Below are 14660 nucleotides of genomic sequence, written 5' to 3'. Positions count from 1 at the left end.
GCAAATAATGAAACACATTTTTGGTAGTTTATCTCGTATTAAAATAACTCTGACCTGCTTTGTTTTATTTTCAGCAAGTTCTGCCATGGCGCAAAAAAAGCTAAGCTTACCCCTTATTCAGCAGGTTAAATTTAAAAGAGATACCACAAGTATCGTGAGCTTAGGGGCAAAGGGAGATGGTATTACTTTAAATACGCAAAGTATCAATAAAACCATTGCGATTGTAAGTCAAAAAGGTGGTGGTGTGGTATTAATTCCCTCCGGCCTGTGGTTAACTGGCCCAATCGAATTAAAAAGCAATGTGAACCTCCATTTAAAACGCGACGCGATCCTTCAGTTTACCGACGATTTTAATCAATACAGACTTGTTCAGGGGAACTGGGAAGGTCAGCCTGCGTGGCGGAACCAGAGCCCGATTTCGGGGCTCAACCTTGAAAACATCGCCATTACAGGAACAGGTATTATTGATGGTAACGGCGGTGCCTGGCGTATGGTTAAAAAAGATAAACTCACCGAAACACAGTGGAAAACCCTGGTGGCATCAGGTGGCATAGTGAGTACAGATGGAAAAATGTGGTACCCATCTGAAAAAACAGTTAAAGGTTCCAACACAAAAAACGCAGGTGTAATTGTAGCTGGTAGAACAGCTGCGGATTATGAGGATATCAAAGATTTCCTCCGTCCGAATTTATTGGTTTTAACGGGCTGTAAAAAAATACTTTTAGAGGGTGTTACCTTTCAAAATTCACCGGCATGGAATTTACATCCTTTATTGTGTGAAGATTTAACCCTAAGAAATTTACAGGTAAAAAATCCCTGGTTTGCACAGAATGGAGATGGTGTTGATGTAGAATCGTGTAAAAACGTACTAATTGAAGGCAGCACCTTTGATGTTGGCGATGATGGGATCTGTATTAAATCGGGAAGAGATGAAGCAGGCCGCAAACGTGGCGTGCCTACAGAAAATGTAATTGTAAGAAATAATGTGGTTTACCATGCACATGGTGGTTTCGTAATCGGTAGTGAAATGAGTGGTGGGGCGAAAAACATCTGGGTGTACGACTGCTCATTTATCGGTACCGACATCGGATTACGCTTTAAAACTACCCGTGGCCGTGGTGGTGTGGTCGAAAATATTTACATCAACAATATCAATATGATCGATATTCCTGGTGAAGCGATTTTGTTCGATATGTATTATGCTGCCGTTGATCCGGTGCCTCTGGCTGGCGAAAAACGTGAAGCGATCAAAACCGTAACTGTTCCGGTTACCGAAGCTACGCCTCAGTTTAAAAACTTTTATATTAAAGATGTAGTGGCTAATGGTGCCGGGAAAGCTATATTTTTCAGGGGACTACCGGAGATGAACATCAAAGACATCCACCTCGAAAACGTAACGATAAAAGCTAAAAAAGGAATTGAAATTATTGAGGCTGCAGGAATTTTCCTGAAGAATGTAAATGTGATTACCGAAGATACCAGTCCGGTTGTGATGATCCGGAATGGCTCGGATATCAATATTACCAAGCTCACCTACCCGGTTAACAGTAAAGTGCTGTTTGATGTAAGCGGTGAAAAATCAAAAGGTGTAAAAATTACGGGAACAGATGTTACCAAGGCAAAAACAGCTTCGTTACTGGCAACGGAAGTTGATAAAAAAGCATTGGAAATTTCAAAATAACAACATGAAGAAATCAATTCTATATACAGTGGTTGCCCTCATTGGTTTTTCCATTTTATCACAAAGTGGATTTGCCCAAAAAAAATTATCAGAACAGTTAACCCTCACTGCGATGGAAAAGCTTTGGCAGGATACCACGGTATTAAAGGGGCCAAAAGGACCAAGATGGTCGTATGATATGGGGGTAGTTTTAGAAGGCGCTGCAGTGGTTTGGCGCAATACAGGAGATGGAAAATATTTTAAATACATCCAAAGTTCAATGGACGCTTATTTAGATAAGGAGGGAAATATCACTACCTATAAACCAGAAGATTTTAATATCGATAACATCAAGAATGGCCGTTCATTATTGTTATTGTACAAAGTTACCGGACAGCAGAAATACCTGTTAGCGGCTACTAAATTATACGATCAGCTACAAAAACAGCCACGTACACAAGAGGGCGGCTTTTGGCATAAGAAAATTTACCCCAACCAGATGTGGCTGGATGGATTGTATATGGGTGAACCTTTTTATGCGGAGTATGCGAAGCTGATGAAAAAAGATGCTGCTTTCGATGATATTGCCAAGCAGTTTATCCTGATGGAAAAGAATGCCCGCGATGCCAGGACCGGATTACTTTATCATGGTTATGATGAAAGCAGAACAGAGCAATGGGCCGATAAAAAAACAGGCCTTTCAGCAAATTTCTGGGGCAGGGCAATGGGCTGGTATATTATGGCTTTGGTAGATGTACTGGATAATTTTCCAGCCGGTCATCCACAGCGAAAGGAACTATTAGCCATTTTAAACCGTACGGCAACTGCTGCGGTAAAATACCAGGATCCGAAATCGGGTGCTTGGTTTGATATTTTAGATATGCCCACCAGAAAAGGCAACTATCTGGAAAGTTCGGCATCAAGCATGTTTGTATATGGTTTAGCCAAGGGCGTACGCAAAGGTTGGTTAGCACCATCATTTATGGCTGCTGCGAATAAAGGCTATGCCGGGTTAAAGAAAGAATTTGTTGAACAGGCAGGAAATGAAAGAATTAACCTGACCAAAACCGTTTCGGTATCGGGCCTGGGTGGAAAGCCTAAATACCGCGATGGCAGTTTCGATTACTACATCAGCGAAAAAGTAATCACCAACGATCCGAAAGGCATGGGCGCATTTGTTTGCGCTGCTGCCGAGATGGAAACTGATATGCTGCCAAAACCGGGCAAGGGTTTAACTGTTACTGTCGATAATTTTTTCAATAATGAATACACAACTGGCCCTACCGGAGATAAAATCCCTTTCCATTATGTTTGGGAAGAAGATGATAACAATGGATTTTCACTATTTGGAAAAGTATTTAACGATGCAGGCGTAAAAACCGCTACCCTTAAAACAGCGCCAACAACGTCAAACTTAAAAGGAAGTAATATTTATATTATTGTAGATCCTGATACGGAGAAAGAAACAGCGAATCCAAACTTTATGAATACCACACATGCCAAACAGATCAGTGATTGGGTAAAAGCAGGTGGTGTTTTGGTACTGTTATTAAATGATGCAGGCAACTGCGAAATCTCAAAATTCAATGTATTGCCCGAAATGTTTGGTATCCATTTTAACGAAGATAGCCGCAACAAAGTTCAGGGTGCGAATTTTGAACAAGGTGCGGTAAATATCCCGGCAGGCAACTCAATTTTTAGAACAGCCGGGAAAGTTTACATCAAAGAGATTTCGACGATTGTAGCCAAAAGTCCTGCGGTTTCTGCCCTAACTGATAAAGGTGATGTGGTCATCGCAACAGCAAAATATGGCAAGGGAACAGTTTTCGCTGTTGGGGATCCGTGGTTTTACAATGAGTACATCGATGGAAGAAAATTGCCTGCTGAATTTGAAAATTTTAAGGCAACGAATGATCTGGTAAACTGGCTGATTAAACAGGTTCCAGGAAAGAAGTAGATTTAACCACAGATAATAGGATGACTCAGATAATTTGATATTGGCCACGTAAAAGAATTTCTCAGTGTTAATCGGTACCTACGTGGCAAAAAACAAAGAAATATAAATGATGAAAATAAAGATATGGTTAACCCTGATCTGTAGCACCCTAATGCTATCGTGTTATGCGCAACAGCCAGCTGATTCTACCGCAGATAAAATGCTGGTGTATCAATTGGGCAATGGCGGCTGGCCGAAACAATTGGAAGATAAAAGCGTGGTGAACTATAGCGCAAGCCTCACACCGGAGCTTTTGGTCAGGATAAAAGCGACTAAAGATCTGCATGCCACATTCGATAACAAGGCCACCAGCAGAGAAGTGGCATACCTTGTTCAGGCCTATAAAAAAACACAGAACAAAGCCTATTTAACAGCGGCAGAAAAGGGATTGGATTATATTTTAACCGCTCAGTATGCAAATGGGGGCTGGCCACAGTATTATCCTGATAAAGCTTTGTACCGCTCAGAAATTACCTATAATGATGATGCCATGATCAACGTACTCAATATCTTACAGGATATTGCCACTCAGGAAAATGATTTTGAGGTAGTGAATCCAGCTTACATTAAAAAAGCCGAAAATGCCATAAAAAAAGGTGTCGATTGTATCATTAAAACGCAAGTGAAGCAGAATGGATCGCTAACCATTTGGGCCGCCCAATATGATAAAGATTCGATGTTGCCTGCCAAAGCAAGGGCATTTGAACCGGCTTCGTTAAGTACAAGCGAATCGGCAGGTATCGTGCGTTTCCTGATGAGACTTAAAAATCCTTCACCAGAATTAAAAAAATCAATTGCGGCAGCCGTAAAATGGTTTGATGCCTATAAAATTGTGGGTTACCGCTTCGATCGGAATAAAAATGTTTCAGCCTTGGTTGCCGATAACACGAGCATCACCTGGGCACGATTTTACGACCTGGAGAAAAACACCCCGCTTTTCGGCGACCGGGACAATACGATTAAAACAAAACTGGAAGAACTAAGTCCCGAAAGAAGAAACGGTTATGCCTGGTATGGCAACTGGGGGCAAAAATTAATTGAAAAAGAATACCCGAAGTGGTTAAGCACTAATGGAAAATAAATAAAAGTATAATTCGTCAGAACGGATAATTATGAATCACACTTTGTGCCTTTGTGCCTTAGTGGTTAAAGAACATTACCATGATTTTAAACAAAGAGAATTTAGCAAACATTAACGGCGAAAAGGTTAGCAAACCAAGTGATGAAATTTTGACCTTGCCTGAAAAAGTAATCCAGTTTGGAACAGGTGTTTTATTGCGTGGATTGCCGGATTATTTTATCGATAGGGCCAATCAAAAAGGCATTTTCAATGGCCGTATTTTAGTGGTTAAATCGACCTCAAAAGGCGGTGCGGATGCATTTTCGAAACAGGACAACCTATACACCCTTTGTGTAAAAGGCATTGAAGATGGTAATCATGTGGAAGAAAATTCAATCAACGCCTCCATCAGCCGTGTGTTATCGGCTTCACAAGATTGGGCTGAGATTTTAAAAGCCGCCCATCAACCTGAAATGCAGGTCGTAATTTCGAACACCACCGAAGTTGGGATCGTTAAAAGTGAAGATAAGATTACCGATAATCCTCCGCAATCCTATCCGGGTAAATTATTGGCCTTCCTGCACGAAAGATATAAAGCCTTTAAGGGTTCTGCTGAAAGCGGAATGGTGGTCGTACCGACTGAATTAATCAGCGATAATGCCGATAAGTTAAAAGAAATCTTATTGGATCTTGCGATCCAGAACAAGTTGGGCTGGGATTTTGAAAACTGGTTAAAAACAGCCAACCATTTTTGTAAAACTTTGGTAGACAGAATTGTACCTGGTAAACTTCCAGAGGCAGAACAAAGAGCAATTGAAAATGAGCTGGGTTACGAAGATGAACTGATGATCATGGCCGAACCCTTCAGGCTTTGGGCGATCGAATCATCAAGCGAAAAAGTGAAGGAAATTTTATCCTTTGCAAAAGCAGATAAGGGGGTTTCTATTGTTCCCTCAATCGATAAATTTAAGGAGCTAAAACTCCGTTTGCTAAATGGTACGCATACCATCAGTTGCGGATTAGCGATTTTAGCAGGCTTTAATACTGTAAAAGAGGCCATGGCGAATGAAGATTTTGCGAACAATGTGTTAAAACTGATGAAAGATGAAATCGCACCAGTTGTGGTAAATGAAGATATTACTTATGAAGAGGCGATTGCTTTTGCCGAAAGTGTGATCGATCGTTTCAGCAATCCTGCTTTAGAGCACCAGTGGCAGGCCATTACACTAAACTTCACTTCAAAAATGCAGATGCGCAACATGCCGTTGATCAGAAGGTACTATGCTTTGAAAAATGAAGTCCCTCAGCTTACCGCTTTAGGTGTTGCGGCTTACATTCTTTTCATGAACGTAAGCAAAGATGGCGATGTCTACGCTGCAAGTGCAAACGGAAAAACCTATCCTGTGCAGGATGAATTTGCTGAAATCTTATACGAATACTGGAAAAGCCCGGAAACAGTGGTAGACAATACACTTGGCGACAGGCGTCTTTGGGATAAAAACCTGAACAATTACCCAGGCTTTAATGCAGCCGTAAAATCTTATGTTGAATTATTACAAAATAAAGGTGCAAAAGAAACTTTAAGTAACTTGCATTCGGAAAGAACAATTTAAAATGGTTACGAGAATTTTAAAAATCCATCCCAACGATAATGTACTCGTTGCCCTGCAAAACCTGGCAAAAGGTGAAACCGTGATTTACGATGGACAGGAATATATTTTACAGGATGATATCCAGGCCAAGCATAAGTTTTTTATGCAGGATATGAATGTGGGTGATCACATTATTATGTACGGCGTATTGGTAGGCAAAGCGCAGCACTTTATTCTTAAAGGTGGTTTAATGGATACCGAAAATACCAAACATGCATCAGATCCTTACGAATTCCGTCCATACCATTACGAATGGCATGCCCCTGATGTTTCTAAATTTGAAGGAAGGACATTTAACGGTTATATCCGGAGTGATGGCCGTGTAGGCACCGCAAATTACTGGTTGTTTATTCCAACGGTTTTTTGCGAAAACCGCAATTTAGATGTCATCCGTGAGGCTTTGCACAACGAGCTGGGTTATGCCGTAACCGATAAATACAAATCTTATGCCCACCAACTGGTTGAGGCTTATAAAAACGGCGAGATTTTAGAAGAGGCTGATCCAGGTTCTATCGGATTGGCAAATCCATCTACCAACCGTGTTTTTAAAAATGTAGATGGCATTAAGTTCTTAAATCACCAGGGTGGTTGTGGCGGTACCCGTCAGGACGCTGCTGTATTAAGTAAATTATTGGCCGCATATGCCGATCATCCCAATGTTGCGGGTGTAACGGTATTGAGCTTAGGCTGTCAGAATTTGCAGGTTAAGGATTTTATGGACGACTTAAAACACCGTAGTCCAAATTTTGATAAGCCGCTATTCATATTCGAGCAGCAACAATCGCAAAGTGAAGAACAATTGGTGAAAGAAGCGATCAGAAAAACCTTTATCGGTTTAACTGAGATCAATAAAATCGAACGTCAGGCAGCACCATTAAGCAAACTGGTTTTGGGGGTTAAATGTGGTGGTAGCGATGGTTTCAGCGGAATCAGCGCCAATCCTGCGGTGGGTTATACGTCTGATTTATTGGTGGCTTTGGGTGGAACTGTGTTGCTTGCCGAATTCCCTGAACTTTGTGGTGCCGAACAACAGTTAATCGACCGTACAAAAGATGAAACCGCCGCGCGTAAGTTCATCCAGTTGATGACCGCATATAACCAATCGGCAGAAAACGTAGGATCCGGTTTTTTCATGAACCCATCGCCAGGAAATATCAAAGATGGTTTGATTACTGATGCGATTAAAAGCACCGGAGCGGCCAAAAAAGGTGGGACATCGCCGGTAGAAGATGTGTTAGATTATACCGAACCCGCAACAAAACCTGGATTAAATCTGGTTTGCACACCGGGAAATGATGTGGAGGCCACTACAGGCAAAGCAGCAGCTGGTGCAACATTGATTTTGTTTACTACAGGCTTAGGAACGCCTACCGGAAACCCGGTTTGTCCAACCATCAAAGTATCAACCAATAATGCATTAACCAAACGCATGGGAGATATTATCGATATCAACTGCGGACCAGTAATCGAAGGCGAAAAAACCATCGAACAAATGGGTGAAGACATTCTGGAATATTGCATTAAAGCGGCTAGTGGCGAGGTTATACCTAAGGCTGTGTTGCTTAACCAGGATGATTTTATTCCATGGAAACGGGGAGTTAGTCTTTAGTCTGAAGTCCTGGTTTTACCAAACTAAATTCTGTGATCTGTGTCCTCACAGATCACAATAGATAAATAGAAATTGAATTCCGGCCTTTGAGGACTTAGACCGGGAATAAAATAAAAATGAATAGATAATTGTTTTGATCATCTCAAATGGATTATCTAATGTCTCAAATCACATCGCATGAAACCTTTTTTAGACGAGAATTTTCTTTTGCAAAGCAAAACAGCCGAAAAACTTTACCACAATTTTGCAAAGCCATTACCGATTATCGATTACCACAATCACCTGATCCCGGAGCAGATTGCGAACAACACGCAATTCGCAAACATCAGTCAGGTTTGGCTGGCTGGCGATCATTATAAATGGAGAGCCATGCGTGCAAATGGTGTGGATGAAAAATATATTACGGGTGTAGGATCGGATTACGAAAAATTTGAGAAATGGGCAGAAACCGTTCCTTACACCCTGCGCAACCCTCTATACCACTGGACACATTTAGAACTTCAGCGATATTTTGGTATAAATGATCTGCTGTCGGGCAAAACTGCACAGAAAATTTTCGACGAATGTTCCGCAAAACTGCAAACACCGGAGTATTCGGTTCGTGGTTTATTAGCCAAAATGAATGTTGAGGCCGTTTGTACCACTGATGATCCTTTGGATAGTTTAAATTACCACCAGCAATTGGCAAGAGAGGGCGTTAACCTTAAAATGTTACCAGCCTTTCGGCCGGATAAGGCGATGAACAGCGATGATATTGAAGGTTTAAATGAATATATAAACAAGCTTGAAAGTGTTGCAGATAGAAGTATCAGCAGTTTTCAGGATTATATTGATGCCTTAAAAAGCCGTCACGATTACTTTGCGGCCAACGGCTGTTCGGTTTCCGATCATGGTTTGGAGCAGATTTACGCTGAAGATTATACTTCGGCAGAAATCTCGGCCATTTTTGATAAAATCCGTAACAAACAAGTTATTTCTTATGAAGAAAACCTGAAATTTAAATCAGCTATGCTGGTTTATTTTGCAGAGTGGGATCACGAAAAAGGCTGGGTACAACAATATCACCTGGGTGCATTGCGTAATAACAACGCCCGGATGTTAAGACAGTTGGGGCCCGATACCGGCTGGGATTCGATAGGCGATTTTAGCCAGGCCAGGACGCTATCTAAATTCTTAAACCGCCTGGATAATCAGGATAAACTTGCAAAAACCATTATTTACAACCTTAACCCTGCCGATAACGAATTAATTGCAACCATGATCGGAAACTTTAACGACGGCTCAGTTGCCGGTAAGGTTCAGTTTGGTTCGGCATGGTGGTTTTTAGATCAGAAAGACGGGATGATCAAACAATTAAATACGTTATCGAACATGGGCTTGGTAAGCCGCCTGGTGGGGATGCTTACTGATTCGCGCAGTTTCCTTTCTTTTCCCCGTCACGAATATTTCAGAAGGATTGTTTGTAACCTCTTTGGAGATGACATTGAAAATGGCGAATTGCCTAACGACTTGGAATGGGTTGGCAAAATTGTTCAGGATATTTCGTATTTTAACGCAAAAAATTACTTTAAATTTTAACCAAAATAGGGCTTTAAAGAGGCATTTCGTTGGAATCAAATCATTTCAATCGTTTTCCTTCCATTTTCATACCGTTACAGAAAACAGGGTGAAATACGCCGATCAGATACAAAAATGAGCACCGAAATATTCGCTTCATCAAAAAAAGGAAAAAAAGTTTTAAGCTTTGGTGAAATACTTTTACGCATCTGTCCCGATATGGACGGCCAATGGTTAAGAGAAAATAAACTTCCGTTTTACCTAGGTGGGGCAGAGCTGAATGTAGCCACGGCACTGGCCCTTTGGAAGGTGCCTTCTGCCTATTTATCGGCAGTGCCGGATAATTCGGTAACCCGCGAAATTGTAGATTACCTTGATGCCAGAAATATCGATACTACACCAATGGTTTACCACGGCGAACGTCTGGGTTTATATTATCTTCCAAAAGGGAAAGACTTAAAAAATGCTGGCGTAATTTACGATCGGGCGAACTCGGCCTATGCGGATTTAAAGGTTGGACAGATTAACTGGGATGAAGTTTTTGAGGGGGTGAGCTGGTTTCATTTTAGTGCCATCTGCCCGGCAATCAATCAATCTATTGCTGATGTTTGCCTGGAAGCTTTAAAAGTGGCCACTGCAAAAAACATTACGGTTTCGCTGGATCTAAATTACAGGGCAAAGCTTTGGAAATATGGTAAGGATCCAATCGATATTTTGCCTGAACTGGCGCAATATTGCACCCTGATTATGGGGAATGTTTGGGCAGCCAATAAAATGTTGGGTACTGTACTTCACGAAGATTTAACACTAACTGAAGGTTATGCAAAGGAAACGTTACTGCAACAGGCAACCAATACCTCTAAAGAAATATTAAGTTTGTTTCCAGCATGTAAGGCCGTTGCCAATACCTTTAGGTTTGATCATGGTAAAGGCATCAGGTATTATACCGCCATTTGCACCGCTAATGAGCTATCGGTGTCTGAAGAATATGTTTCAGATGAGATTTTAGATAAAGTAGGCAGTGGCGATTGTTTTATGGCAGGCCTGATTTATGGTTTTTACAACCAGTTATCGGCCAAAGAAACCTTAAACTTTGCTACCGCGGCGGCATACGATAAATTATACATTCCAAGCGACGCGACAACCAGTACCGTCGCGGATATAGAAAAAAGAATAATACGCAATGATTAGCAACAAGCACAAAATTTTAGATGCCATTTTAGAGCAGGGCATGTTACCCCTTTTTTACCAGGACAGCGAACCGGGTAGCGTAGAAATATTACGTACCCTGTATAAGGCCGGTGTTCGTGTTTTCGAATACACCAACCGTGGTAAATCTGCTTTGCCCAACTTTAAAAAGTTAAAGGAGATACGGGATGCCGAAATGCCCGATCTTTACCTGGGTATTGGAACCATTAAAACACCTGCAGATGCACATGCCTTTATCGAAGCCGGAACCGATTTTATTGTTGCACCGATCGTAAATCCGGCAGTTGCCGAAATTGCGAATAAAATCGGTATGCTCTGGATTCCGGGTTGCATGACGCCGACCGAAATCAGCGTTGCACAAGAGCACAAAGCCATGCTGATCAAAATTTTTCCTGCCAATATTTTAGGCCCTGAGTTTATTTCATCCATCAAAGATCTTTTCGCCGGGCAGTTATTTATGCCAACCGGAGGTGTAGAAATCAATGCCGATAACTTAAAAACCTGGTTTAAATCTGGCGTTTGTGCCGTTGGGATGGGTAGCAAACTCATCAGCAAAGAGGTAATGAACAAAGGCCTTTACGAAGAGTTATTCGACAATACAAAATTAGCGCTTGATCTCATTCAGCAAAGCAAATAAAAATTTAACACACCTAACCAAATGAACCAACCCAAAACAAGCAAATACAGATGGACCATATGTTTGCTGTTATTCCTAGCTACGACCATAAATTATTTAGACAGACAGGTACTTTCTTTAACCTGGACAGATTTTATTAAACCAGAATTTCATTGGGACAACAACGATTATGGAAATATTACCGCTCTGTTTTCTATTTTCTACGCGATATCCATGCTTTTTGCTGGCCGGCTTGTTGACAAACTGGATACCAAAAAAGGCTTTTTATGGGCCATTGGCGTTTGGTCTGTTGGTGCTTGTTTACATGCCTTCTGTGGTATAGCAACCGCAGGGATCATCAATGGAAACTGGTTTGTAGGCTTTGAGGGTGCTAAAGAAATCATTGCCCGGGTTAACGATACCGGCATGGTAGTTTCGGTGAGTGTAACCTTATTTATTTTTGCCCGTTTTGTATTGGCCGTTGGGGAAGCTGGCAATTTTCCGGCTGCGATTAAGGCCACGGCAGAGTATTTTCCTAAAAAAGACCGGGCATTTGCAACCAGTATATTTAATGCCGGAGCTACCGTTGGTGCTTTGGCCGCGCCCATTACCATTCCTTTTATAGCAAAGGCTTATGGCTGGGAAATGGCTTTCATCATTATCGGTGCATTAGGTTTTATCTGGATGGGCTTATGGGTATTCGTTTATAACAAGCCCGAATTGCATAAAAGGGTTAGCGCCGAAGAATTGGCTTATATTCAACAAGATGTAATCAACGATAGAAAACTAGCCGATTATGTGGAAGAAACTAAAGAGAAGGTTTCGTTCGTAGATTGTTTTAAATACAAACAAACCTGGGCTTTCGCCTTTGGTAAATTCATGACCGATGGTGTATGGTGGTTCTTTTTGTTCTGGACTCCAGCCTACCTGAAGTCGGTTTATGGAATGGATTCTACACAAAGTGCATTTCCGTTATTTGTACTCTACATGATTACCCTTCTTTCCATCGTTGGCGGATGGTTACCAACCTATTTCGTTGATAAAAAAGGCATGAACCCTTATGAAGGTAGAATGAGGGCCATGTTGATTTTTGCCTTTTTCCCGCTTTTGGCTTTGGCAGCACAGCCTTTAGGTCATATTACCTATTGGATTCCGGTAATCATTATCGGTATTGCTGGTGCAGCGCACCAGGCTTGGTCGGCAAATATATTTTCTACAGTTGGCGATATGTTTCCTAAAAAAGCTATTGCAACCATTACTGGTATTGGTGGTATGGCTGGTGGTATCGGTGCTTTCATTATCAACAAAGGCTCTGGTTTATTGTTCGATTATACGGGCAAAAACAAGATTGTTTTTATGGGCTTTAAAGGTGAAGAAGCAGGTTATTTCATCATTTTCTCCATCTGCGCGGTATGTTATTTAATCGGCTGGACCGTAATGAAAACCTTAGTGCCAAAATATAAAGTGATTGAACTAAAATAATCGCAGATTTAATGCGCAGGTAAAGTTAAATGATCTGCGTATTGATATATTTGCAATAAGGTTAATCTATACTTAAACCATAGATTAACACAATTATAAACCCCTAACAACCAACCCAAATTGAGTACACCTCTAAACCTCGAAAGTATTTTCGTTGAAGAGAGCCAGATTCCAGATGAATTTAGGCTCACGGAAGAAATCAATCAAAAGGAGTTTCTTTCCAATGGAGAAATGAAACCATGGAACGGACCATTTAATGAAGTGTTTTCTCCGGTATGCGTAAAAACCCCTGAAGGCTTCAAACGCAAGCGTATTGGTAGTTTCCCTGTCTGTACAGAAAAAGAATCTACAGAAGCTTTAGATGCAGCTGTAGCCGCCTATGATAACGGACGTGGGCAATGGCCAACCATGAGCGTTGCCGATCGCATTGCATGTGTAGAAAACTTCACCCATAAGATGATTGAGCAAAAAGAAATTGTTGCGAAATTGATTATGTGGGAGATCGGGAAATCTTATGCAGATTCGGTAAAAGAATTCGACCGTACGGTTGAATACATTTATGCTACGATCGACGCATTGAAAGATATCGACAGACAGTCGTCACGTTTTGAAATAGAGCAGGGTATTGTGGCCCAGGTGCGCCGTTCTCCACTGGGAGTGGTACTTTGTATGGGGCCGTTCAACTATCCGTTAAACGAGACCTTTACAACGCTTATCCCAGCCTTGATTATGGGCAATACACTTTTATTCAAACCACCTAAACATGGTACCTTATTACACTATCCTTTATTAGAGGCCTTCCGCTCTAGCTTTCCTAAGGGTGTTGTAAATACGATTTATGGCCGGGGCAATACCATCGTTCCGGGCTTAATGAAATCCGGAAAAATTAATGTACTTACCTTAATCGGCTCGAGTAAAGTAGCTAACGAACTTAAAAAGTTGCACCCTAAAGTAAACCGCTTAAGGGCAATTTTAGGTTTGGACGCGAAAAACGCGGCCATCATCACCAAAGATGCCGATCTTGATTTAGCTGTTTCCGAAACCGTTTTGGGTTCGCTTTCTTTTAACGGACAACGTTGTACCGCGATTAAGATTGTGTACGTTCACCGTAGCCTGGCACAGGAGTTCCTAAAGCGTTTGTCTGCTGAAGTAGAAAAATTAAAGTTTGGTATGCCCTGGGTAAAAGGTGTAAACCTTACCCCGCTTCCAGAGCTGAACAAACCAGAATACTTGAAAGAATGTATTGATGATGCGGTTGCCCATGGCGCGAAAGTGGTAAATAAAAACGGAGGTCAAACCTTGGAAACATTCGTTTATCCGGCAATTGTTTATCCGGTAAACAGCAACATGAAATTATACCGCGAAGAGCAGTTTGGTCCGATTGTTCCGGTTGTTCCATTTGATGACTTAGAAGAGCCCATCGAATATTTAATCGGTTCGCCACACGGCCAGCAGGTGAGTATTTTTAGCAACAACGCTGCGGTAATTTCTTCGTTGATCGATCCTTTGGTTAACCAGGTAAGCCGTGTAAATATCAACTGTCAATGCCAGCGTGGACCAGATGTGTTCCCTTTCACCGGCCGTAAAGACAGTGCCGAAGGAACACTTTCTGTTGTTGATGCCTTACGTTCGTTCTCGATCCGGTCTTTGGTAGCCACCAAATTTACAGAGGACAACAAAAAGTTGTTAAATGAAATTGTTAGAGGAGATGATTCGAACTTTTTAAGTACGAAGTATATTTTCTAAAAGTCTTATCAAACCAAGCCGCAGGTTCGCAGATTAAAATCTATGAATTTGCGGCTTTTTAGCATGTATTATA

10 protein-coding genes are annotated in these 14660 nt (G+C 41.5%); all 10 read left to right on the top strand.

All coding sequences use genetic code 11. The features are described 5' to 3' along the window. Positions 1-7 precede the first annotated feature (7 nt). Positions 8-1681, top strand: coding sequence for a glycoside hydrolase family 28 protein (locus tag AC04Q1_RS22525; protein ID WP_478366799.1), 1674 nt, complete (start codon positions 8-10; stop codon positions 1679-1681). Between the two features lie 4 nt (positions 1682-1685). Next, on the top strand, positions 1686-3617 hold the full coding sequence (locus AC04Q1_RS22520) for a glycoside hydrolase family 88 protein (RefSeq protein ID WP_478366798.1): 1932 nt from the start codon (positions 1686-1688) through the stop codon (positions 3615-3617). Between the two features lie 106 nt (positions 3618-3723). Further along, positions 3724-4737 carry a pectate lyase gene (gene pelA / locus AC04Q1_RS22515; protein WP_478366797.1) on the top strand — a complete coding sequence of 338 codons (1014 nt, stop codon included), beginning with the start codon at positions 3724-3726 and terminating at the stop codon, positions 4735-4737. Between the two features lie 80 nt (positions 4738-4817). Then, positions 4818-6329, top strand: coding sequence for a tagaturonate reductase (locus AC04Q1_RS22510; protein ID WP_478366796.1), 1512 nt, complete (start codon positions 4818-4820; stop codon positions 6327-6329). A gap of 1 nt (position 6330) precedes the next feature. Continuing rightward, the gene (locus tag AC04Q1_RS22505) at positions 6331-7977 is read left to right on the top strand and encodes a UxaA family hydrolase (protein ID WP_478366795.1); all 1647 of its coding nucleotides are present in this window, start codon (positions 6331-6333) and stop codon (positions 7975-7977) included. Between the two features lie 177 nt (positions 7978-8154). Continuing rightward, on the top strand, positions 8155-9555 hold the full coding sequence (gene uxaC, locus AC04Q1_RS22500) for a glucuronate isomerase (RefSeq protein ID WP_478366794.1): 1401 nt from the start codon (positions 8155-8157) through the stop codon (positions 9553-9555). A 114-nt stretch (positions 9556-9669) separates the two neighbouring features. Continuing rightward, entirely contained in the window at positions 9670-10725 is a 1056-nt protein-coding gene (locus AC04Q1_RS22495; protein WP_478366793.1) for a PfkB family carbohydrate kinase, read from the top strand. After that, the gene (locus AC04Q1_RS22490) at positions 10718-11380 is read left to right on the top strand and encodes a bifunctional 4-hydroxy-2-oxoglutarate aldolase/2-dehydro-3-deoxy-phosphogluconate aldolase (RefSeq protein WP_478366792.1); all 663 of its coding nucleotides are present in this window, start codon (positions 10718-10720) and stop codon (positions 11378-11380) included. Before AC04Q1_RS22495 ends, AC04Q1_RS22490 begins: the two co-directional genes overlap by 8 nt. A gap of 21 nt (positions 11381-11401) precedes the next feature. Further along, a complete protein-coding gene (locus AC04Q1_RS22485; RefSeq protein WP_478366791.1) occupies positions 11402-12841 on the top strand; it encodes an MFS transporter in 1440 nt (479 codons plus the stop codon). Positions 12842-12961: 120 nt separating this feature from the next. Beyond that, complete coding sequence (locus tag AC04Q1_RS22480; protein WP_478366790.1) at positions 12962-14587, top strand: NADP-dependent glyceraldehyde-3-phosphate dehydrogenase; 1626 nt, start codon at positions 12962-12964, stop codon at positions 14585-14587. Positions 14588-14660 lie beyond the last annotated feature (73 nt).

This window comes from Pedobacter humicola, assembly GCF_056490705.1.
This window is presented reverse-complemented; position numbering and strand designations above follow the sequence as displayed.